Here is a 22,032-nt window from a genome sequence, read left to right on the forward strand (position 1 = left end):
GCCGATCCCTGGTCACATTCCCCAGCCGTTCATCGCGACAGAAACACGCTGCTCGGAGATTACCGGTTTTCCCGTACGCCACGGAGCCGGTCACGGAGACCGTCACCCTGGCGGCAGGTGGGCCAGTTGCACCAGGCGTACGCCCTCCCGGCGGGTGACCAGGCGGCCGCGGCCGGGCGGCAGCGGGGCGGCCTTCACCTGGCCGACCAGCGGCCCCTCCTCCGGCGCGCCGGACATCACCAGGCCAGCGGTGGAGAGCTCCCGCAGCCGCTGGATGATCGGCTCGTACGAGGTCCGGCCGGCGCCGCCGGAGCGGCGGGCCAGCACCACGTGCAGGCCGACGTCCCGGGCGTGCGGCAGGTGCTCCTCCAGGGCCCGCAACGGGTTGCTGGGCCCGCCGGCCACCAGGTCGTAGTCGTCCACCAGCACGAACAGCTCCGGCCCGGTCCACCACGATCGGTCGCGCAGCTCGGCCGGGGTTACCTCCGGACCGGCGAGCCGCCCCTGGAGGTAGCCGGCCGCCGACTCGATCAGCTCGGTGGTGTGCGGCGCCGCCGTGCCGTACCCGATCAGGTGTGGCGTCTCGATCGTGCCCATCAGGCTGCGCCGGTAGTCCACCAGCATCACCCGGGCCTGGTCCGGGGTGAACCGGTTGACGATCGAGGTGGCCAGCGCCCGCAGGAACGACGACTTGCCGCACTCGGGGTCGCCGAAGACCACGAAGTTGGGCTCGGTGGCGAAGTCCAGCACCACCGGGCGCAGGTCCGCCTCGGCCACCCCGATCGGGAAGGCCAGCCCGCTGGTCGCGCCTTGGTCCAGCTCGGCGTACGGCAGCACCGGCGGGAGCAGCCGTACCGGGGGTGCCGACGGCCCGGTCCAGGCCCCGGCGATCGCCTTGACCAGGTCGGTGGTCTCCGCGCCCAGGCCGGCGACGCGGGGCATCGCGGCGAGGAAGTGCAGTTCGGTGGCCGTGATTCCCCGCCCCGGCTGGTTTTCCGGCACGGTCGCGGCGACCGGGCGCTTGACCACCACCGAGTCGGCCGGGTCGCCGAGCCGCAGTTCCAGTCGCGAGCCGAAGAGGTCCCGGATCGCCGGCCGGAAGTCAGACCAGCGCAGGGCGGTGGCCACCACGTGCACCCCGTACGCCAGGCCCCGGGTGGCCAGCTCGGTGACCAGCGGCTCCAGCTCCTCGTAGTCGGTGCGCAGGGAGTTCCAACCGTCCACGCCCAGGAACACGTCGCCGAACGGGTCGATGCCCGGCTGCCCGCCGGCCAGCGCCGCCGCCCGCCGCTGGCGCCAGGCCGCCATCGACTCCACGCCCGCCTCGGCGAAGCGCCGCTCCCGTTCGGCCAGCAGGGCGGCGATCTCGCCGACGGTCCGGCGTACGGTGGTGGCGTCGGCGCGTCCGCTGACCCCGCCGACGTGCGGCAGGTCGCGCAGCGCGGCCAGCGCGCCGCCGAAATCCAGGCAATAGACCTGCGCTTCGGCCGGGTGTGGGTGAGGGCCAGCGCGCAGATCAGCGTGCGCAGCAGGGTCGACCGGCCGCTGCGCGTGGTGCCGACCACGGGCACGTGCCCGGCCGCCCCGTCCAGGGCCAGCCAGTGGAGGTCCCGGCGCTGCTCGTACGGCTTGTCCACCACGGCCACCGGCACCTGGAGGGCGCCGTGCAGCTCCGGGTTGGCCACGGTGAGCCCGCGTACCGGGTCGGGGCCCACCGGGCCGAGCAGCTCGTCCAGGGCGGGGGACTCGTCCAGCGGCGGCAGCCACACCTGGTGCGCGGGTGGGCCCTGCCCGGCCAGCCGCCCGACCAGCAGGTCGAGCAGGGACTCGGTCACCTCCTCCGCGGCGGGCGGCGCGGCCGGGGCGGGCGGCTCGGGCAGCGGCACCGGATGGGTGGAGAAGGCGTGCAGCCGAGGGGCGCCGGCCGGCGTACCCGCCGCGCCGCCCCGACGGGGCACCGCGCCGGAGACGTACGCGGCCTTGAACCGGACCAGCGGGTCGGTGCCCGCGCGCAGGTAGCCGTGCCCGGGGCTGCGGGGCAGCTCGTGCGCGTCCGGCACCCCGAGCACCGTCCGGGACTCCAGCGCCGAGAAGGTCCGCAACCCGATCCGGTACGACAGGTGGGTGTCCAGCCCGCGCAGCCGGCCCTCCTCCAACCGCTGCGAGGCCAGCAGCAGGTGTACGCCGAGCGACCGGCCTACCGGCCGATCTGGACGAAGAGGTCGATGAAGTCCGGCTTGGCGGAGAGCAGCTCGGAGAACTCGTCGCAGATGAGCAGCAACGACGGCAGCGGGGCGAGCGGGCTGCCGGCCGCCCGGGCCCGCTCGTAGTCGCGCAGGCTGGCGAAGTTGCCGGCCCGGCGGAGCAGCTCCTGCCGGCGCATCAGCTCGCCGTTGATCGCGTCGACCATGCGGTCGACCAGGGGCAGCGCGTCGGCCAGGTTGGTGATCACCGCGGCGGTGTGCGGCAGCCGCTCGAAGGGCGCGAAGGTGGCCCCGCCCTTGAAGTCGACCAGGACGAAGTTGAGCTGCTCGGAGCTGTGCGTGGCGGCCAGCCCCAGCACCAGCGTCCGGAGCAGCTCCGACTTGCCGGAACCGGTGGCCCCGATGAGCAGGCCGTGCGGGCCCATGCCGTCCTGCGCGGACTCCTTGAGGTCCAGCTCGACGGCGCCGCCGTCGGCGCCCACGCCGATCGGTATTCGCAGCCGGTCCCGGGCGGCCCGTGGGGCCCAGCCCTGCTCCGCGGTGAAGTTCTGCGGGTCACCGATGCCGAGCAGTTCGGGCAGGCCGGGCTCGGCGCCGGGCGGGGCGTCGGGTCCGCGTACCGGGCCGGCGAGCCGCAGCGGGGCGAGCCGGCGGGCGACGGCCTCGGCGTCGGCGAGCGCCAGCCCGTCGGCGGTCCCGACCTCGGCGTGCCCCTCGGCGGAGTGCGAGTGCAGCCGGCCGTCGGCCAGGTCGAGCAGGAGGGCGTACCGGTCGAGCAGGCGGGGCGGCGGGGTGTCCAGGTCGAGCAGGGTGACCGCGTCGATGCCGCCGTCCCCGGCGAGGTCGGTGGCCCCGGTCAGGTCACCGCCGTCGAGCACCACCACCACGTGCGGGCCGTCGGTGGCCGGACCCGTCGGGCTGAACCGGGATCGGCTAGCCAGCACCTCGTCGAGGAGCCGTTCCAGCTCGGCGGCGGAGCTGGTGACCAGCCGGACCGGGCCCAGCGCGTCGGTGCGGCTCGGGTGGTGGGCGTGCGGCAGCCACTTGACCCACTCCCAGCACGCCCGCCGCTCCGGGCCGGCGCAGACCGCGATCAGCAGTTCGTCCGGGGCGTGGAAGACGGCGAGCTGGGTGAGCACGGCCCGGGCCAGCGCCTGCGCGGCTGGCGAACCGGCGTCGCCGACGGGGCCGCGTACGAAGACCCGGGCGAAGCTGCGCAGCGACAGTGCCACCGGCAGGTCCGGCACCACCGCGTACGCGTCGAGGAAGCGCCGCAGCGCCCCCGCGGTCATCGGCTCCAGCTCCTCCAGCGGCCGGGTGACCGGCGGGATCAGCGGGGTGGCCAGCGTCTGCGGTCCGACCCCGACCCGAACCACGGCGAAGTCGGGGTCGTCCGGCCGGCGCTCCCAGACCCGGTGGCTGTCCACCGTCGACCAGAGGCGGCCGGGGTCGGGGTGCCGGTAGTAGAGCCCGGCCCGCTGTGCCCCGGCGGTCTCCCGGCCCCGACGCCGCAGCGTGGCCAGGTGCCGCAGGTAGTCCCGGCGGGCGGCCATCAGCTCCGACTTCCTCGGGCCGGCGCTGCCCCAGGAGGTCATCAGCATCGCCACGGAGGAGAGCCCGAACATGCCGCCCACCACGTACGAGTAGGCCCCGCCGCCGCGGCCGAACATCATCGCCATCGCCACCGTGCCGCCGAGCATGGGCAGCACCATCAGCGCCTGCTGCCAGCGCCCACCGGTGGCCACCGGGATCTCCGGCGGCGCCTCGACGGGCAGCTCACCGGCCGGAATCTCCGGCGCCGGGCGGCGTGGCGGCCGCTTGATGACGACAGTGGACACTGAGCCTCCCATGGCTCTCGGTAACCCGAGCCTGGCTCATCGTAGGTAAGTCCTGTCGTCCGTCAGCCACGGTTGCCGTTCAATGTGGAGAGATATCGATGACAAGCGGGCTGGCCCGGGTGACGATCAGCGCCCCGCAGCGCCGGGTGGACGTGGCCCTGCCGGAGCAGGTTCCCCTGGCCGAGCTGCTGCCGGAGGTGCTCCGGCACGCCGGCGAGGGGCTGGCCGACGACGGGGAGCGGCACGGCGGCTGGGTGCTGCGCCGCACCGACGGGGCGGTGCTGGCCACCGCGCAGGCGTTGCTGCCGCAGGGCGTCCGCGACGGTGAGGTGCTGCACCTCGTCCCGGCCCGCGCCGAGTGGCCCGAGTTGGAGTACGACGACGTGGTCGAGGCGATCGCCGAAGGGGCCCGCCGCCGAGGCGTCGCCTGGTCGCCGGCGGCCACCCGGGCCGCCACGCTGGCTGGGGCGGCCGTGCCGCTCGCCGTGGGCCTGCTCGCTGTGCTCGCCGCCGGGCCCGGGCACCGGACCGGTTGGCCGGTGGCCGCCGCGGTGGCCCTGCTCCTCGTGCTCGCCGCCACCGCCGGCTCCCGGGCGTACGGGGACGGCCTGGTCGGCGCCACCCTCGGTGGGTACGCCCTGCCCTACGCCGCCGCGTCCGGCGCCCTCGCGGTGGGCTCCGGCGACCCGGTCGGCCCGTTCGGGCCGCTGCGCTGGGTCGGCGCGCCCGAACTGCTGGCCGGCTCAGTGGCGCTGCTCCTGGTGTCGGTGCTCGGCCTGCTCGGGGTGGCCAGCCGGTCCCGGGTCTTCGTGGCCGGCGCGGCCACCGGCGCCGCCGGGGCACTCGCCGCTCTCGGCGGGCTCTTCCTCGACCCGGCGGGCACCGCCGCCGTGCTGCTCTGCGGGCTGGTCTTCGCGCTGGGCGGGCTGCCGCTGCTGGCCATCCGGCTCGGCAAGCTGCCGCTGCCGCCGATCACCCTGCCCGCGACCACCCCGGCCGGCGGTCCCGACGGGGTACGCGACCTGCCGGACCAGGGGCGGGTGCACGCCGCGGTGACCCGGACCGAGGAGATGCTCACCGGGATGCTGCTCGGGCACGCCGGGCTGGCGGTCGCCGCCGTGGTGGTGCTCGCCACCGCCGGCGGGCTGGCCGGTCGGCTGCTGGTCGCGGTCGGCTGCGCGGTGCTGCTGCTGCGCTCCCGGCTCTTCGTGGCGGTCCGCCACCGGGTGCCCGCGGTGGCCGCCGGGCTGGCCGGGTACGCCCTGCTCGGCGCGGTGCTCGCCGATCGTGCCGGGGTGACCGGCCGGCTGGCGCTGGCCGTCGGCGGGCTCGCCGTGGCCCTGGTCGCGGTGGCGGCCGGCGCCACGTACGCCCGGCGGCCGGTCTCCCCGTACCTCGGGAGGCTGGCCGACCTGACCGACACCGCGCTGGTGGTCTCCCTGGTCCCGGTGGCCTGCGCGGTGCTGGACCTCTACGACCGGGCCCGCGGGCTGCTCGGCTGACCCAGCGGAACAGGCGCTACGCGCGGGCCCGGGTCGCTCGGCTGAGCGGCCCGGGCCCGTCGACGTCGAAGATCAGTGCTCGCCGCGCTCGGCGGCCTCCTTGGCGCGCTGGAACGAGGCCCGGATCTCGGCCTCGGCCTCGGTACGCCCCACCCAGGTCGCGCCCTCGACCGACTTGCCCGGCTCCAGGTCCTTGTACACCTCGAAGAAGTGCTGGATCTCCAGCCGGTCGAACTCGCCCAGGTGGTGGATGTCCCGCAGGTGCTCCTGGCGCGGGTCCTCGTAGGGCACGCAGAGGACCTTGTCGTCGCCGCCCTTCTCGTCGGTCATCCGGAACATGCCGATCGTGCGGCAGCGGATCAGGCAACCCGGGAAGGTGGGCTCGGGGACCAGCACCAGCGCGTCCAGCGGGTCGCCGTCCTCGCCCAGCGTGCCCTCGATGAAGCCGTAGTCAGCGGGGTACTGCGTGGAGGTGAAGAGCGTGCGGTCCAGCCGGATCCGGCCGGTCGCGTGGTCCACCTCGTACTTGTTGCGGTGACCCTTGGGGATCTCAACCGTGACGTCGAAATCCATCTCGCACGCTCCCTCGTTTGCCCACGCTGGCTAACGGAAACCAGTGGCGCCGCGCTCCCGGAAGGGCGAATGACCCCCACCGGCTCCGGCCGCCGCATAGTGTTCGGACCGAAGTAGTGTCACCCAGGGTGCTTTTGAGCGGGGGAGGAGGGGGTCGTGGGGAGGGAAGATTCACACTACCGCCCCGAAGGGGTTGACGGGCCGAAGTTCGGCCGTTCCGGTTCCGGCGGCGCCACCGGCCGGGTGCCGGTCCCCGACGCGCATCTTCCGCGTACCCCGGGCCGGGCTACCGGGTCCGCCTCCGTCGGCCGCGATCCCGACCGGTACGGCGCCAACCCGGTGGGCCGGGCCGATCCGGGACAGTACGGCCCGGACCCGACGGCCCCGCTGAGCTGGCCCACGCCCGACCTGCCGGGCGGGGTGCCGGTGAGCCCGCCGGCAGGCGGCATGCCGGTGAGTCCGCCCGCCCCGCCGTACGGCCCCGCCCCGGTCCCCGCCCCGCCGCCCCGCCGGAGTCGGCTCCGGCTGCTGGCCGTGCTGGCCGCCGTGCTGGTGCTCGCCCTGGCCGGCGCCGGGCTGGCCGTGGTCCCCCCCGGCCCGCTGGCCGGCTGGCTGGGCGAGGCCGGCACGCCCCGGGCGAGCGCCCAGCCGCCCGAGCCCGACCCGCCGGCCGTGCTGGCCGGCCTCGACGCCAACGCGCCCCTGCCCACCCCCGACGGGGTGCGCGCCGCGCTCGAACCGCTGGTCGGCGCCGCGGCGCTCGGTGACCGGGTGAACGTGTCGGTGGCCGACGTGACCACCGGCCGCGAGCTCTATGGCCGCGGCCAGGACAGCCCCACGGTGCCCGCGTCGGTGACCAAGCTGGCGACCGCCGTCGCGGTGCTGGTCGCCCGGGGGCCGGCGTACCGGATTCCCACCCGGGCCGTGGCCGGCGCGGCCCCCGGCGAGGTGGTCCTGGTGGGCGGCGGCGACCCGACCCTCGCCGTCGACAAGGACGGCTTCTACCCGAACGCGGCCCGGCTGGACGACCTCGCCGCCCAGGTGCGCAAGGCGCTCGGCGGCACCGCCCCGACCAAGGTCACGGTCGACTCGTCCCTGTTCAGCGGCCCGGTCTACGAGCCCGGCTGGGACGCCGACATCCCCACCGGCGGGTTCGGCGCGGCGATCACCGCGCTGACGACCGACGCCGCCCGGCAGGATCCCGCGGGGGCCCGGGAGAACTTCGACGAGACCCACGGCGCGGCCGACCGGGTGCCCAACCCGGACCTGACCGCCGGCCGCCAGTTCGCCAAGCTGCTCGGGCTCTCCGGCGACGCCGCCCAGGTCAAGCGCGGCACCGCGCCCGCCGCCTCCGGCGCCTCGGCGGGGGCGACGCCCGCGCCCGGCACCGAGCTGGGCAAGGTCGAGTCGCTGCCGCTGGTCCGGCTGGTCGACATCATGATCAGCGACAGCGACAACGTGATCGCCGAGTACCTGGCCCGGCAGGTGGCCCTCGCCAAGGGCAAGCCGGCGTCGTTCACCGGCGGCGCGGCCGCCACCGACCAGGTGATCGGCGAGCTGGGCCTGCCGGCCGACGAGATCAGCCTGGCCGACGGCAGCGGCCTGTCCCGGACCAACCGGATCAGCCCCTCACTGCTCACCGACCTGATCACCCTCGCCGGCAACGGCACCCATCCCGAGCTGGCGGCCATCTTCGGCGGCCTGCCGGTCGGTGCCTGGTCCGGGACCCTGGGCGACCGGTACCAGGCGTCGGTGACCAAGGCCGGGGCCGGCGTGGTCCGGGCCAAGACCGGCACGCTGACCGGGGTCAACGCGATCGCCGGGCTGGTCACCACCGCCGACAACCGGCTGCTCACCTTCGCCGTGCTCACCGACCGGACGACCGGCAGCCTCGACGACACCCGGGAGGCCCTCGACCGGATCAGCTCCACGCTGGCTCGCTGCGGCTGCCGCTGACCGTGCCGCCGGTGCGACCGCTGTCGATCGGCGGTCGCGAGCCCGGGTCGGGGTGTCGCGGCGCGGGTACGGTGGGTTCATGGCGCAGTTCGTGGACTGGGATCTGGCCGCCGCCACCGCGGGGGCACTGGGCAAGTCGGGCCCCCGGGTGTCGTACGCCGAGGCCACCGATGTCGTCAGCGAGCTGCGACGGCTGACCGAGGACGCGGCGTTGCACGTCGCCGACTACACTGGCCTGCGCGCCCAGGTCGCCCACCCGCCCGTACGCGTGGTGGACCGCCGGGACTGGGCGGCCGCGAACATCGCCGGGCTGCGCGAGGTGATCACTCCGCTGGTGAACCGCATCTCCGGTGACAAGCGGCCCGGGCCGCTGACCGAGGCGATCGGGTCCCGGCTCACCGGGGTGCAGGCCGGCAGCGTGCTGGCGTACCTCTCCGGCCGGGTGCTCGGCCAGTACGAGGTCTTCGCCGGCGACCCCGGCCAACTCCTGTTGGTGGCGCCGAACATCGTCGAGGTGGAGCGGAAACTGGCGGCCGACCCCCGGGACTTCCGGCTCTGGGTCTGCCTGCACGAGGTGACCCACCGGACCCAGTTCACCGCCGTGCCGTGGATGCGCGCGTACTTCCTGAGTGAGGTGCAGGCGTTCGTGGACGCCGCGCAGGCGGGCGAAAAGCTGCTGGAACGGCTGCGGCGGGGCGTCGCCACGCTCTCCGACGCGGTACGGGACCCGGAGAGCCGGGCCAGCGTGCTGGACATCGTGCAGACCCCGGCCCAGCGGGCCGTGCTCGACCGGCTCACCGCGCTGATGACCCTGCTCGAGGGGCACGCCGAATTCGTCATGGACGGCGTCGGGCCGCAGGTCATCCCCAGCGTCGAGTCGATCCGCGCGGCGTTCAACCGGCGCCGGGAGTCGGGCAACCCGCTGGAGAAGGCGATCCGCCGGCTGCTCGGCATCGAGGTCAAGATGCGCCAGTACGCCGAGGGCCGCAAGTTCGTGCACGGTGTGGTTGACCGGGTCGGCATGGCCGGCTTCAACAAGATCTTCGACTCGCCGCTGACCCTGCCCCGGCTGGACGAGCTGGGTGACCCGGACGCCTGGGTGGCCCGGGTGCACGGGCCGACCGGCGCGACCCCGGCCGCCTACTGAGCCCGTGGCCGCGCTCGCCCCGCCGGTCGCCGCCGTCCGGCTCGCCGTACGCCGGGCGTTGACCGGGCTGCCCGGGGACGGGCCGGTGCTGGTGGCCTGCTCCGGCGGCGCCGACTCGCTCGCGTTGGCGGCGGCCACCGCCTTCGTGGCGCCCCGCCTCGGCCGGCGCGCCGGCCTGGTGACCGTCGACCACGGCCTGCAACCCGGCTCGGCGGAGCGGGCCGAGGCGGTCGCCCGCTGGGCCCGCGAGCGGGGTCTGGACCCGGTGGAGGCGGTGCCGGTGCGGGTCGACGGGCGTACCGGCGGCCCGGAGGCGGCCGCCCGCGAGGCCCGGTACGAGGCGCTGGTCGGCGCCGGCCACCGGCACTCGGCCGCTGCGGTGCTGCTCGGGCACACCCGCGACGACCAGGCCGAGACGGTGCTGCTCGCGCTGGCCCGGGGTGCCGGCCCGCGCGGCTTGGCCGGCATGCCGGAGCGCCGCGAGCTGGCCGGGGTGCCGCTGCTGCGTCCGCTGCTCGACGTCTCCCGGGAGGACACCCGCAAGGCCTGCGCCGCGCTCGGGCTCACCCCGTGGGACGACCCGCACAACGCCGACCCGGCGTACGCGCGCGCCCGGGTCCGGGCCGACGTGCTGCCCGCGCTGGTCCGCGCGCTCGGCCCCGGGGTGGTGGACAACCTGGCGCGGACCGCCCGCCTGGTGGCGGCCGACACCGCCGCCCTCGACGCCCTCGCCGCCGCCGCGCTCGCCGCCCCGGCACCCGTCGAGCCGGCAGCAGGCGCGGCGGCATCCGGCCCGGAGCCGTCGGCGCGGGCGGAAGTCCGGCCCGGCGCCGCTCCGACCCCAGCCGGGGGTTCCGCGCCCGCGCCGTCCTCGACGGACGGCGCGACGGTGATCCGGCCGGTGCGGGCGGCCGAGGGCGGCCTGTCTGTCGCGGCGCTGGCCGCGTTGCCGGCCGCGGTACGCACCCGGGTGCTGCACGCCTGGGCCCGGGGTCTCGGCGCCTCGCCGGGCGCGCTGTCGCACCGGCACGTCGCCGCGCTGGACGCCCTGGTCACCGACTGGCACGGCCAGGGTCCGGTACACCTGCCCGGCGGCCTGCCGGTGATCCGCCGCGACGGCCGCCTGACCACCTGAGCAGTGTCGCCGGGATGAGTGGCGGGCTTGGGCCACCAGGTCGCCGAGGTGGCGCTGACTGCGGCCTCGGCTGCCGCAAGATCGGCGAGCCGGCATCGGCGGCGGTGCGTGCCGGTGAGCCCCGATCCTGGGCTGGTGATCAGGCCTCGACCCGTTCCCGGAACGTGGTCCGGTAGGCGTGCGGGGTGGTGCCGACCCGGCGGCTGAAGTGGTGCCGCAGCGCCGCCGCGTCGCCGAAGCCGGCCTGGTCGGCGACGGTCTCCACGCTCAACCGGGTCTCCTCCAGCAGCCGCCGGGCGAGCAGCACCCGCTGGTTGGTCAGCCAGTCGTGCGGGGTGGTGCCGGTCTCGGCGCGGAACCGGCGGGCGAAGGTACGCGGCGCCATCCCGGCCCGGGCGGCCAGCTCGTCCACGGTCACCGCCCGGTCCAGGTGACCCATCAGCCACTCCAGCACCGGCTCCAGTGTGGGTGCCTCCGGCGCCTTCGGGATGGGTGCCTCGACGTACTGGGACTGGCCGCCGTCCCGGTGCGGGGGAACGACCATCCGCCGGGCCAGCCGGGTGGCGGTCGCCGACCCGTGTTCCTGGCGGACCAGGTGCAGGCAGGCGTCGATGCCGGCGGCGGTGCCGGCGCTGGTCAGCAGCCGTCCGTCCTGGACGTAGAGAGAGTTGCATCGTACCCGGGCCGCCGGGTACCGCCGTTGCAGGTCGTCCACGTGCCGCCAGTGGGTGGTGCAGTCCCGCCCGTCGAGCAGCCCCGCCTCGCCCAGCACGAAGGCGCCGGAGCAGACGCTGAGCACCCAGGCGCCGCGGTCGGCGGCGCGGCGCAGCGCGTCCAGGACCGGCTCCGGGACGGCCGCCCCCTCGGCATGCGCCGGCACGGCCACCAGGTCCGCGTCGTCCACCGGGCTCAGGTCGGCGTGCGGGGTGAGCAGGAAGCCGGAGCGGCTGCGGACCGGCCGGCCGTCCGCCGTGCAGACGTCGAAGCGGTAGCCGGGGAAGCCGTCGGCCGTGCGGTCGGTGCCGAACACCTCGGCGAGGACGCCGAGTTCGAACGCGGCGACCTGGTCGAGCGCGATGACGGCCACGGAGCGGAGCATGTGACGAGGGTAACCCGACAGGTGGCAGAAATTCGATGCCCGCTGGCATTTCTGCCACTTTCCGGGCGGGGAGTCGGCGCGCAGACTGAGTGACATCCGGTGCGCACCGGCGGCGAAATCGACATCAACCACGCGAAAGCGAGCGCCGCCATGACCGTCTTCCTGCTCCTGCTCCTTCTGCTCTTCCTCGTCGTCGCGAGCGCCGTCGGGCTGACCGCCGACTCGCGGGACTCGGCCGACTGGAAGCCCACCGACGACGGCCGGCGGTGGACCTCCCGTACCTGCTGAGCTGATTTGCCCGTTGCGAGCCGAAAATCCCGGGCGGGACCGCGCCAAAAGGGGCGGCCCCGCCGACGGAGGAGATCCGGCGTACGGCAGGCTAGGAGCATGGCTGACGGCTCCTGGTACGACGCCGACATCGACCACGTGATCATTTCCGAGGAACAGATCCGCGAGAAGACGGCGGAACTGGCCAAGCAGGTCTCGGCGGACTACGCGCACGTCGAGGACGGTCTCCTGCTCGTCTGCGTGCTCAAGGGCGCGGTCATGTTCATGGCCGACTTCGCCCGGGCGCTGGGCCGTCAGGGCCCGCCCGCCGAACTGGAGTTCATGGCCGTCTCCTCGTACGGCCAGGGCACCACCTCCTCTGGGGTGGTCCGGATCCTGAAGGACCTGGACCGGGACATCGCCGGCCGGCACGTGGTGGTCGTCGAGGACATCGTCGACAGCGGCCTCACCCTCTCCTGGCTGCTCCGCTACCTGGAGTCGCGCTCCGCCGCCAGCGTCGAGGTGGTCGCCCTGTTCCGCAAGCCGGACGCGGTCAAGGTGCCGGTTCCGGTCAAGTACGTCGGCTTCGACATCCCGACGGAGTTCGTCGTCGGCTACGGTCTGGACTTCGGCGAGCGCTACCGGGAGCTGCCCTACGTTGGCGTCCTGAAGCCCGAGGTCTACGCCCGGGCCTGAGGCCCCGCCGGTCCGACCCGCCCGGGCTCCGGATACGTCAAGCGGACGTTCAGCGGGCTTTCAGCCTTCCGGTCTACGGTAGATGCCGGTGACGTGGAGGCAACCTCCATGCCCGACCCCTCGAACCGCGTGACCGGGCGATCGGGTGGCCGGGTGGGGAGCTCCCCGCCACGCCGGCCCCAAACCCGGGTTCGCCGTACGCGTAAGTGCCGGGCTCGCAAGCTCACATCTGGCACGAACGGTGTACCGTCGAATGACCGCGGCGCGCAGGAGGCGCGCCTCGGGGTCGGGGCCGGCCCGCACGGCGGCTGCGGCCGCCGCCCGAGGCGGCGACACCAATCAGACGGTCAGGACGTCGATCAGGAGGATGCGGGCGTCTCGATGCCCGACGACAGTATGGAACGTACGCGTTTCTTCCGCCGACCGGTGGTCTGGATCATCCTGGTCATCCTCGGCGCCGTTGTACTCAGTCAGCTGTTCACCGCTGGCCCCAGCTACCACCGGGTGGACACGTCGGTCGCGCTCGACCAGCTCAACAAGGGCGGCATCGAGAAGGTCGTCTTCCAGGACAAGGAGCAGACGCTCCAGATCGACCTGAAGGACAAGGCCAAGTTCGACGACACCACCACCGACAAGATCCAGGCACAGTTCCCGTACGAGGTGGGCAACCAGGTCTGGAACGACGTTCTCAAGGCCAAGGCGGACAACAAGATCACCGGTCCGGCCGACACCAAGGTGTCGTCGGACAGCATCTGGGTGAGCCTGTTGGTCAACCTGCTGCCGATCGCCCTGCTGGTGCTCCTGCTGCTGTTCTTCATGTCGCAGATGCAGGGCGGCGGCTCCCGGGTGCTCAACTTCGGCAAGTCCAAGGCCAAGATGATCACCAAGGACACGCCGAAGACCACCTTCGCGGACGTGGCGGGGGCGGACGAGGCCGTCGAGGAACTGCACGAGATCAAGGACTTCCTGCAGAACCCGGCGAAATACCAGGCCCTGGGCGCCAAGATCCCCAAGGGTGTGCTGCTCTTCGGCCCGCCCGGTACCGGTAAGACGCTGCTCGCCCGGGCGGTCGCCGGTGAGGCCGGGGTGCCCTTCTACTCCATCTCCGGCTCGGACTTCGTCGAGATGTTCGTGGGTGTCGGCGCCAGCCGTGTCCGCGACCTCTTCGAGCAGGCCAAGTCGAACGCGCCGGCGATCGTCTTCGTCGACGAGATCGACGCCGTCGGCCGGCACCGTGGCGCCGGCATGGGCGGCGGCCACGACGAGCGGGAGCAGACCCTCAACCAGCTCCTGGTCGAGATGGACGGTTTCGACACCAAGGGCGGCGTCATCCTGATCGCCGCCACCAACCGGCCGGACATCCTCGACCCGGCGCTGCTGCGCCCGGGCCGCTTCGACCGGCAGATCCCGGTCGACGCCCCCGACATGGAGGGCCGCAAGGCCATCCTGCGGGTGCACGCCAAGGGCAAGCCGTTCACGCCCGACGTCGACCTCGACTCGGTCGCCCGGCGTACCCCCGGCTTCAGCGGCGCCGACCTGGCCAACGTGATCAACGAGGCCGCCCTGCTCACCGCCCGCAAGAACCAGCGGGCGATCACCAACGACTCCCTGGAGGAGTCGATCGACCGGGTGATCGCCGGTCCGCAGCGCCGGACCCGGGTGATGAGCGACCAGGAGAAGAAGATCACCGCGTACCACGAGGGTGGGCACGCGCTGGTCGCCTGGGCGCTGCCGCACGCCGCGCCGGTGCACAAGGTGACCATCCTGTCCCGGGGCCGGTCGCTGGGCCACACCCTGGTCCTGCCGACCGAGGACAAGTACACCCAGACCCGGGCCGAGATGATCGACACCCTGGCGTACGCGCTGGGCGGCCGGGCCGCCGAGGAACTCGTCTTCCACGAGCCCACCACCGGCGCTGGCAACGACATCGAGAAGGCCACCCAGCTGGCCCGCGCGATGATCACCCAGTACGGCATGAGCTCCAAGCTCGGTGCGATCAAGTACGGCACCAGCGGCGACGAGCCGTTCCTCGGCCGCAACATGGGCCACGAGCGGGACTACTCGGACGCGGTGGCCGCCGAGATCGACGGCGAGATGCGGGCGCTGATCGAGCTGGCGCACGACGAGGCCTGGGAGATCCTGGTCGAATACCGGGACGTCCTGGACAACATCGTGCTTGAGCTGATGGAGAAGGAGACCCTCTCCACGGCCGACATGGCCCGGATCTGCGCCCGGGTGGCGAAGCGCCCGCCGATGGCCCCGTACCACGGCTTCGGCAAGCGCCAGCCCTCCACCGAGCCGCCCGTGCTCACCCCCGCCGAGAAGGAGGCCCTCAAGGCGCAGGCCCAGGCCGACGGCGCCTCGGTCGGCGGGTCCGCGAACAACTCGGACGGTACCCACTGAGCACCGACCCGACGGCCAGCTCCCCCGCAGGGGAGCTGGCCGTCTCCGCGACCGAGCCCGACGGCGAGGACGGGCTGGACTACGTCGCCGCGCGCCTGATCAGCGGCAAGCTGACCGGGCGCCCGGTCGAGGAGACCATCGACCTCGCCCGGATCGAAAAGGCCGTCCGGGAGATCCTCATCGCCGTTGGCGAGGACCCGGACCGCGACGGTCTCCAGCAGACGCCGGCCCGGGTCGCCCGCGCGTACGCCGAACTCTTCGCCGGCCTGCGGGTCGATCCGGCGCAGGTGCTCACCACCACGTTCGAGGCCAACCACGAGGAACTGGTGCTCGTCCGGGACATCGATGTGATGAGCCTCTGCGAGCACCACCTGCTCCCGTTCCGGGGCAGCGCGCACATCGGCTACATCCCCGGGCCGGACGGTCGGATCACCGGCCTGTCCAAGTTGGCCCGGCTGGTCGAGGTGTTCGCCCGCCGCCCCCAGGTGCAGGAGCGGCTCACCTCGCAGATCGCCGACCTGCTGATGAGCCGGCTGGCCCCGCGCGGCGTCGTGGTGGTGCTCGAGTGCGAGCACATGTGCATGGCGATGCGCGGCATCCAGAAGTCCGGCGCCAAGACGATCACCTCGGCGGTGCGGGGCACCCTCCAGCACGACGCCAAGTCGCGTGCCGAGGCGATGGCCCTGATCATCCCCCGCTGACGCGTAAGGAGGGCCCCTTGAAAGGGGTCCCTTCTCGCGCGACGCCGGCCTAACAGAGCCGAGGTCAGCCGGCCAGCATCGCCAGGACGATCCCGGCGGTGGCCAGCACCGCCGGGACCAGGCACACCAGCGCGCCGAACCGGGGCGTCCGGTCCACCCGGTCCGTCGGGCGGGGCCGGAACAGCCGCCCGACCGTCAGCCAGCCCACCATGAACGCGACCGCCGGCATCGGCAGCCCGACCACCAGCGCCGCCACGGTCGCCGGACTGGTGCCGGTGGCGAGGAAGAGCACCAACTGGATCAGCGGGAGCACCAGCGCCAGCGGCCCGTACACCAGCAGGTTGCGGGGGCGCGCCGGCCAGCGCGCCAGGCGGGGCAGCCCGCGCGCGGCGAGCGTGTCGTCGGCGGCGTCCGCCCAGCCGCTGGCGGTGCGCAGGCAGGCCAGCACCGCCGCCGGACCGGCCGCCATCGACCGGGCCGCCTCGGTCACCTCCGGCGGCGTCGGCACCAGCGAGATCGCCGGTACGCCCAGCTCCCGCAGCCGTGACTGCTGCGGGGCCAGCCGCTCCCGGACGGCCGTCAACTCCTCCCGGGCCGCCGCCACCGACCGGGCCTGCTCGCTGGCGGCGGTCGCCGCGGCGCGACGTACCCCGTCGAGCTGGCGGGCGGCGGCCACGTAGTCCGCCCAGGCCGCCTCGGCCGGGTCGATGTCCGCGGTGGGGCCACCGGACCGGGGCGCGGGCACGGGCGCGCCGGTCTCGCTCACGACGCCTCGCTGCTGAGCCGAATGGTTCGCTCGCTCCGCTCGCTCACGGCACCGGCCCCTCCCCGAACGGCACCAGCACCGTTCCCTGCTCGCCCGGACCGTCCCAGAGCATCGCCCGCTCCGGCCGGGGCCGCCACAGCACCGGCCGGTCGAAGAGCTGCTCCAGCCGACTGCCCGGCACGTCGGTCACCACCACGGCGGTGAGCTTGTCCACCTCGCCCTCCGGGCCGAGCAGGCCGGCCAGCGGCCCCATCGAGCGCCACCAGCCGAGCAGGTGCCGCCCGGCCGGCGGCCCCTCCAACAGCAGCGACCGCAGCCGGTCGGGCGGCAGTTCGGCCGCGTCCGGCACGTCCAACCCGAACACCACCAGGTAGCCCGGCTCGGCCGTCTCGATCGCCGCCCGCAGGCCGGCCACGTCGACCGTGTCGACCTCGTGCCGCGCGGCAAGCTCGGCGGCGAGCGCCGCGGCCGGCTCGGCCGACCCGTTCGCCAGCGGCGCCAGCACGAACCGGGCCGCGGTGTGGTGTGCCGCCACGCTCCGGGCAGCGGTCAGCAGCAGCCGTGCCGCCTCCTCGTCGCCGCCCAGCACGGCGAGGTTCCGGCCGGCGGCCGGCCCGAGCGGGACGGCCACCGTGGAGCGGCGGACGTCCACCGCCCGGCCGAGCAGTGCGGCCGGCGTGTGCGCCCGTCCAGCCAGCGCGGCCCGGTAGCGCGGGTCGTTGGCGAGCAGCGGGCGCGCGTACCCGGCGAAGACCACCGGCGGGGTGGCGTCCGCGGGCCGGGCCGACCAGAGCCGGTGCCGCAGCCCGGCGAGGAGGTCCGGATCGGCGTGCGGGTCCGGGAACCGGATCATCCGCTCGTGGCCCCGGGTCGCGCCGCGCGGCCCGCCCAGCCCGCCGGCGGTGTTCACCACCGCGCTGCCCACCGGCAGGCCGGCGGCCGCGTCGTTGGTCGGCTCCAGCACCGCCGAGCCGCCGGCCAGCGCCACCCGGACCGGGAACTGGCCGAGCAGCGGGTCGCGCGGGCCGCCGATGCCGAGGTCGCCCTCGCCCGCCAGGACTAGGTGGATCCCGTACGCCCGGGCGGCGCGGGCCAGCGCGTCCAGTCGGGCCAGGGTGTCGGTGGCCAGCCGGTCCCGCTCCCGCAGCAGCAGCGGAAAGTTGTCGATCACGCAGACGATCCGGGGCAGCGCCTGATGCTGGCGCAGCTCCGGGTAGCGCTGCCCGCCGGCTCGCCGGCCGGCCTCCTCCCGGCGGCGCAGCTCCGCCGTCAGCTCGCCGAGCAGGTCCGCCATGTACTCCCGGTCGGCGGCCATCCCGGCGGCCCGGACCTGCGGCACCCAGGTGCGGTCCCGCTCGACCTGGAGGAACTCCACGAAGGACTCACCCTCGCCCAGATCGGCGAGGTAGAGGGCCACCTCGTCGGGGCCGTACCGGGTGGTCAGCCCGAACAGCACGTTGGTGAGGAACGCCGCCCGACCCGCCCCGGACCGGCCGCTGACCAACCAGTGCGGGGTCAGCTCGGTGAAGCCGAGGCTGACCGGCCGGCCGGCGGCATCACCGACCATGGTGGACAGCCCGTCGACCGCGCTGTCGACCCACAGCTCGGCGGGCGGCAGCAGGTCGGTCAGGGCGAGCCGGGAGCCGTCCTCGATCTGCCGGGCCAGCCGGCGGCAGACCCCGACGACCAGTTCCTCCGGCGGGTCCTCCGCCACGAACACCGGGCAGTTGAGCCCGCCCGGCGGCTCCGCGCCCGGGCTGCTGAAGCCCGCGCCCGGCGGATCGCCCACCAGCGCGTACGCGGTGCGCACCGCCAGCGGGGTGGCCTGCGGCAACGGCTCCCCGTCCGGCCAGCCGGCCACCACCAGGTGCAACCCCGCCCGATGCCCCCCGGCGGCCAGTGCCCCGATCCGGGCGAGGTCGGCGGAGGCTGTGCCGTCGGGCAGGGCGGCCACCACCAGCAGCAGCGTGCGGTCGTGCCCGCGCTGCCGGGCCGTGCCCGCGACCACCCACTGCTCGGCCTCGGTCAGCACCGCCCGGAGCCCCGCCACGTCGGTCGCCGGCGGCGGTAGCAGCCCCGCGTCGGCCAGCGCCGCGAACCCGGCGAAGGTGGCCCCGGTGCCGGTGCCGGTGCCGGTGCCGGTGCCGGTGCCGGTGCCGGTGCCGTCGACCGCGCGGGCCAGCAGGGCGCCGGCCGGGGTGGCGGCGAACAGCCGGAGCAGGAGGGCCCGCAGCAGACCGGCCACCCGCGGATCGCCGGCGTCGGCGTCGATGCTCAGGTGTCCACTGCCGACCAGCGGTACCAGCGCGGGGAACCGGGCATCGTCCAGGGGTGCGGCGGTGCCGACCCGGACGACGGGCGGCGGGCCGTCCCCGGGCGGGGTGGTCACCGCCAGGGCTTCCAGCGGATCGCCGGCCCAGCCGGGTGCGGCGAGCGCCGCCGCCGCGCGGAGCCGCTCCGCCAGCTCGTACTGCCGATGGTGGTCGGCGGGCGCGGGCCGGATCTCGTCGAGGATGGCGGCGGCCGCGGTCGCGGTGGCCTCGGCCCGCCGGTGCAGCGCGGCCGCCCGACCGGCTCGCGCCTTCGGACTCGCCACCGCGTCCACCTCTCTTCCCGAGGCCGACATCTCCTCCCCGAGCTGTGACGGTATCCCAGCCGAGGGCCGTCCTCCGGGATGTCGATCGGCGCTGCGCCGGTGTTTGCCCCGGTGGTGAGCCGGCTCACCCGGATCCCGTCCGGCGGATCCGCGCCGCGCGGCGTCCGCCCGGCGGTTCGCCACGATCCGGGGATCTGGGGCATTGGGTACGCGGCACGCAGCCGATAGCCTCAGGAGGTGGAATCAGTGCAGCCCCCCGCCGGTTCCCAGGTCTCCCGCGTACCGGCGCAGCGGACCCCGCCCGAGCAGTTGGCGCCGCCCGCGCCGGCCCCGGCGCCGGAACGTCCGCGGCGGCCGCTGCGTACCGTCCTCACGGTCGTCGCCGGGGTGCTGGCGCTGCTCTGTGCCGGCGGTGCCGTCGTCGGTTTCGTGCTGTACGACCGTGCCACCGCGCCCGACCGCAGCGCTCCGGATGTCGTGGTGGCCAGTTACATCCAGGCCTTCCTGGTGGACCGCAACGACACGAAGGCGCAGGAGTTCACTTGCGAGCGCCAGAATGATCTCGGCGGCCTGCGATCGCTACGCGATGATCTCGTGGCACGGGAGAAGAGGTTTGCCACGACGATCTCGGTGAGCTGGGGTGCGTTGAGCGTTCAACAGTCGGGAGATGTCGCCCTGGTCGAAGTCGATCTCATCATCTCGGCCTTCGTCGACGGCATCTCGCAGAGCGATCGGCAGGGCTGGCGGTTCGAGACCAAGCGTAGTGATGACTGGGGGGTCTGCGCGGCCGAGCGTGTCGGCTGAGGGCACCACTACTCGAGCCAGAGCAGGTGGACCGGGACCTCCAACGTGACCGGTGCCTGGCCGCGCCAGGCCCACCGGTACCACTCCAATTCCGGAGCAACCCGGACGCAGATGTCCCCGTCCGCGCCGGCGTAGGTCTCGGTCACCGCGCGAAGGTCGCGCTGCTCGGTCGCCCCGGTCACGTGCACCACGCGCCGGCCGGTGACTGAGTCCGCCTCGACCACCGGGGTGGGCGGGCGACGGGTGGGCGCGTCGAGGGAGACCAGCCGGAACCCCGACCCGGCCGGCCGGGCGGCCGGCCCCCGCTCGCCAACGGTCTCCACCCACACCCGCTCCACCGGCACGAGCGGCGCGAAGACCTCCACCTGTTCCGCCTCGGCGCGGTACCACTCGTGCTCCGGGATGACCGGCACGTACGTCCGGCTGCCCTGCACCACCCGCTCGTCGGCGCGCAGATCGCCGCGCCAGCCGAGGCCGGGCAGGCCCACCAGCACCCGACGGCCGCGCAGGTCGACGCGCCCGGCGGCGGGGACGATCTCGACCGGTCGCGGCGGCAGCGGCGTCCAGTCGGGCTGGTCCGCGAAGGGGTCGGGCAGGGGATTGCTCATGGGCCGACAACCCTCATCCGGTGCCGGCCAGCGGTGCACCGCGCTGTCGCATGAACGGCACCGGGTTGATCGCGCCACGGCTGGACCGGTCGCTGTTGACGTGCACCTCGAAGTGCAGGTGCGGGCCGGAGGAGTTCCCGCTGCTGCCGGAGTAACCGATCACCTCGCCGGCCTCCACCGTCTGCCCCGGCACCACCTTGGGCCGCTGGATCAGGTGGCAGTACCGGGTGATGAACCCGCCCACGTGCAGGATGTCCACGAACCAGCCGCAGCCGCCCTTGTCCGGCCAGCCGTCCCGGTCGCAGTCCCGCCGGCCCGAATGGTCGGGGTCGCAGCGGGCCACCAGGACCCGGCCCGCGGACGCGGCGTGGATCGGAGTCTCCTTGTCCGCCGCCAGGTCGACCCCGTTGTGGCTGCGGCGCTCGGCGGTGCGGAAGCCGGAGACGATGCCGCCCGGGAGCGGCGCCGTCCAGCCGGAGGCGGCGATCCGAGTGCCGGCGGCGGCGTCGCAGACCGCCTTTCCGGCGATCTCCACCGTGCGGGCCGCGCCCCCGGCGAGCGCGTCGACGATGCGGGCGGCCAGGTCCTCGTGCTTCGCGTACGCGTCCGGGAAGGCGCTGACCTGCACCCGCTGCGCCACCACGGTCAGCGGGCGCCGCTGCCAGTCCGGCACCTTCAGCAGCTTCTCGTAGAACTTCCCGGCGGCGTACGACGGCGTCATCCGCTGCTGGACGCTGCCCCAGCCCGGGCGCTGCTGGAAGAGGCCCAGCGAGTCGTGGTCGGAGCCGACGCCCTCGTGCGGCAGCGCCAGCGACGCCGGCACGGTGCTGTTGGCGAGGTTGCGCAGCGCGGACTCCTGCATGGCGGTGGCCAGCGCGACGACCCACCCCCGGGCGGGCACCTTCTTGTCCTGGCCGACCTTGATGATGACGGCGGCGTTGCGCAACTGGCCCTCGCCGTACTCGCTGAAGCGCGGCATGTCCCCGGTGACGTCGACCTGGTAGGCCGCGTCGCAGTCCAGGCCGGCAGTCAGGGCGTCCTTCTCGTCGCCGCCCAGTTCGGTGAGGAAGAACGCGCCGGCGCCGCCGACGCAGCAGAGCAGGGTGAGCACCGTGGCCAGTGCGGCGACCAGCACGCCGAGCCGCAGCTTGCGTCGGCGCGGGGTCGTCCCCTCCGCCACGGCGCTCATTGCCGCTCCCAGTCGACCACATCCACCAGCCACCGCCCGTCCGAGGCCACCAGTTCCAGCCGGAGCCGGCCGTTGTCGAGCGGCACGATGGCCTCCACGAACGACTCCGTCCGGGGCCGGAGGGTCACCTGGCCGGCCATCCGCCGGGCCGGCACGCTCTCCGGGTCCGCACCGGTCAGCTTCTCCGTCAGCGCCGCCGTGGACAGCGGTCGCAGCCGGCCCTGCCAGTCCTCCCCGCTGCTGCCGGGGCCGGTCAGCCAGGCGGTGGTGAAGCGGCCGGCGGTCTGCTCGGGGGTCAGTTCGCCCGGCCGGGTCTTCGGCGAGGGCGCCGTGGAGCTCGCCAGCACCCCGTCGTCACCGGCCTCCGGGTCGGCCGTGCTGATCGGCTCGCGTGGCCGGTTGCTCAGACCGACGGTCCGGTCGACCGGACCGGAGACCAGCCGGGCCACGCCGATCACGCCGAAGACCAGGGCGGCGATCACGAGCGCGATGCCGAGCCGGGACCGCAGCACCCGGGTGACCAGGAATTCCAGCGCCCGACGCATCGG

At 74.6% G+C, this 22,032-nt stretch carries 16 protein-coding genes and 1 pseudogene; 9 read left to right on the forward strand and 8 right to left on the reverse strand.

The genetic code is table 11. The features are described from left to right. Window positions 1-102: 102 nt before the first annotated feature. A pseudogene (gene eccCa / locus FXF52_RS00450) lies at window positions 103-4,042 on the reverse strand (type VII secretion protein EccCa). A 98-nt stretch (window positions 4,043-4,140) separates the two neighbouring features. Here eccCa and eccD point away from each other — a divergent pair. After that, window positions 4,141-5,544: a type VII secretion integral membrane protein EccD gene (gene eccD / locus FXF52_RS00455; RefSeq protein WP_148793115.1), complete on the forward strand. Its 1,404-nt coding sequence runs from the start codon at window positions 4,141-4,143 to the stop codon at window positions 5,542-5,544. A gap of 72 nt (window positions 5,545-5,616) precedes the next feature. On the opposite strand, the gene FXF52_RS00460 is transcribed toward eccD, so the two are convergent. Continuing rightward, a complete protein-coding gene (locus tag FXF52_RS00460) occupies window positions 5,617-6,117 on the reverse strand; it encodes an inorganic diphosphatase (RefSeq protein WP_148793116.1) in 501 nt (166 codons plus the stop codon). A 447-nt stretch (window positions 6,118-6,564) separates the two neighbouring features. Between FXF52_RS00460 and dacB the strand changes: the two genes are divergently transcribed. The 3 genes from dacB (at window position 6,565) to tilS (ending at window position 10,355) form a co-directional block, all read left to right on the forward strand. Then, complete coding sequence (gene dacB, locus FXF52_RS00465) at window positions 6,565-8,073, forward strand: D-alanyl-D-alanine carboxypeptidase/D-alanyl-D-alanine-endopeptidase (protein WP_187413297.1); 1,509 nt, start codon at window positions 6,565-6,567, stop codon at window positions 8,071-8,073. A gap of 79 nt (window positions 8,074-8,152) precedes the next feature. Next, the gene (locus FXF52_RS00470; RefSeq protein WP_148793118.1) at window positions 8,153-9,220 is read left to right on the forward strand and encodes a zinc-dependent metalloprotease; all 1,068 of its coding nucleotides are present in this window, start codon (window positions 8,153-8,155) and stop codon (window positions 9,218-9,220) included. A gap of 4 nt (window positions 9,221-9,224) precedes the next feature. After that, window positions 9,225-10,355 (forward strand): tRNA lysidine(34) synthetase TilS, encoded by a 1,131-nt coding sequence (tilS, locus tag FXF52_RS00475; RefSeq protein ID WP_148793119.1) that lies wholly within the window; start codon window positions 9,225-9,227, stop codon window positions 10,353-10,355. 139 nt (window positions 10,356-10,494) lie between these two features. Here the strand turns inward: tilS and FXF52_RS00480 are convergent, their stop codons facing one another. Continuing rightward, the gene (locus tag FXF52_RS00480; RefSeq protein WP_148793120.1) at window positions 10,495-11,454 is read right to left on the reverse strand and encodes a GlxA family transcriptional regulator; all 960 of its coding nucleotides are present in this window, start codon (window positions 11,452-11,454) and stop codon (window positions 10,495-10,497) included. A gap of 150 nt (window positions 11,455-11,604) precedes the next feature. Between FXF52_RS00480 and FXF52_RS41410 the strand changes: the two genes are divergently transcribed. From FXF52_RS41410 to folE, 4 genes are all read left to right on the forward strand, one after another. Further along, window positions 11,605-11,742, forward strand: coding sequence for a hypothetical protein (locus FXF52_RS41410; protein WP_187413265.1), 138 nt, complete (start codon window positions 11,605-11,607; stop codon window positions 11,740-11,742). A 99-nt stretch (window positions 11,743-11,841) separates the two neighbouring features. Beyond that, the gene (hpt, locus tag FXF52_RS00485; RefSeq protein ID WP_148793121.1) at window positions 11,842-12,417 is read left to right on the forward strand and encodes a hypoxanthine phosphoribosyltransferase; all 576 of its coding nucleotides are present in this window, start codon (window positions 11,842-11,844) and stop codon (window positions 12,415-12,417) included. A gap of 396 nt (window positions 12,418-12,813) precedes the next feature. Continuing rightward, entirely contained in the window at window positions 12,814-14,820 is a 2,007-nt protein-coding gene (gene ftsH, locus FXF52_RS00490; protein WP_148793683.1) for an ATP-dependent zinc metalloprotease FtsH, read from the forward strand. Window positions 14,821-14,855: 35 nt separating this feature from the next. After that, entirely contained in the window at window positions 14,856-15,521 is a 666-nt protein-coding gene (gene folE / locus FXF52_RS00495; RefSeq protein ID WP_148793122.1) for a GTP cyclohydrolase I FolE, read from the forward strand. A 64-nt stretch (window positions 15,522-15,585) separates the two neighbouring features. On the opposite strand, the gene FXF52_RS00500 is transcribed toward folE, so the two are convergent. Together FXF52_RS00500 and FXF52_RS00505 are read right to left on the reverse strand one after the other, a co-directional pair. Next, window positions 15,586-16,287, reverse strand: a complete 702-nt coding sequence (locus tag FXF52_RS00500) for a hypothetical protein (protein WP_148793123.1) — start codon at window positions 16,285-16,287, stop codon at window positions 15,586-15,588. A 43-nt stretch (window positions 16,288-16,330) separates the two neighbouring features. Next, window positions 16,331-18,892, reverse strand: coding sequence for an FtsK/SpoIIIE domain-containing protein (locus FXF52_RS00505; RefSeq protein ID WP_187413266.1), 2,562 nt, complete (start codon window positions 18,890-18,892; stop codon window positions 16,331-16,333). 237 nt (window positions 18,893-19,129) lie between these two features. Here FXF52_RS00505 and FXF52_RS00510 point away from each other — a divergent pair, with 237 nt between their 5' ends. Beyond that, window positions 19,130-19,687 (forward strand): hypothetical protein, encoded by a 558-nt coding sequence (locus FXF52_RS00510; RefSeq protein ID WP_148793684.1) that lies wholly within the window; start codon window positions 19,130-19,132, stop codon window positions 19,685-19,687. An 8-nt stretch (window positions 19,688-19,695) separates the two neighbouring features. Here the strand turns inward: FXF52_RS00510 and FXF52_RS00515 are convergent, their stop codons facing one another. Genes FXF52_RS00515 through FXF52_RS00525 form a run of 3 tightly spaced genes read right to left on the reverse strand, consistent with a single transcriptional unit; the run spans window position 19,696 to window position 22,029 of the window. Continuing rightward, complete coding sequence (locus FXF52_RS00515; RefSeq protein WP_148793125.1) at window positions 19,696-20,295, reverse strand: hypothetical protein; 600 nt, start codon at window positions 20,293-20,295, stop codon at window positions 19,696-19,698. A gap of 13 nt (window positions 20,296-20,308) precedes the next feature. Beyond that, a complete protein-coding gene (locus FXF52_RS00520; protein ID WP_148793126.1) occupies window positions 20,309-21,484 on the reverse strand; it encodes a M23 family metallopeptidase in 1,176 nt (391 codons plus the stop codon). Beyond that, window positions 21,481-22,029 (reverse strand): hypothetical protein, encoded by a 549-nt coding sequence (locus FXF52_RS00525; RefSeq protein WP_370517867.1) that lies wholly within the window; start codon window positions 22,027-22,029, stop codon window positions 21,481-21,483. Before FXF52_RS00525 ends, FXF52_RS00520 begins: the two co-directional genes overlap by 4 nt. Window positions 22,030-22,032: the final 3 nt, after the last annotated feature.

This window comes from Micromonospora sp. MP36, assembly GCF_008119785.1.
Classification (GTDB): domain Bacteria; phylum Actinomycetota; class Actinomycetes; order Mycobacteriales; family Micromonosporaceae; genus Micromonospora.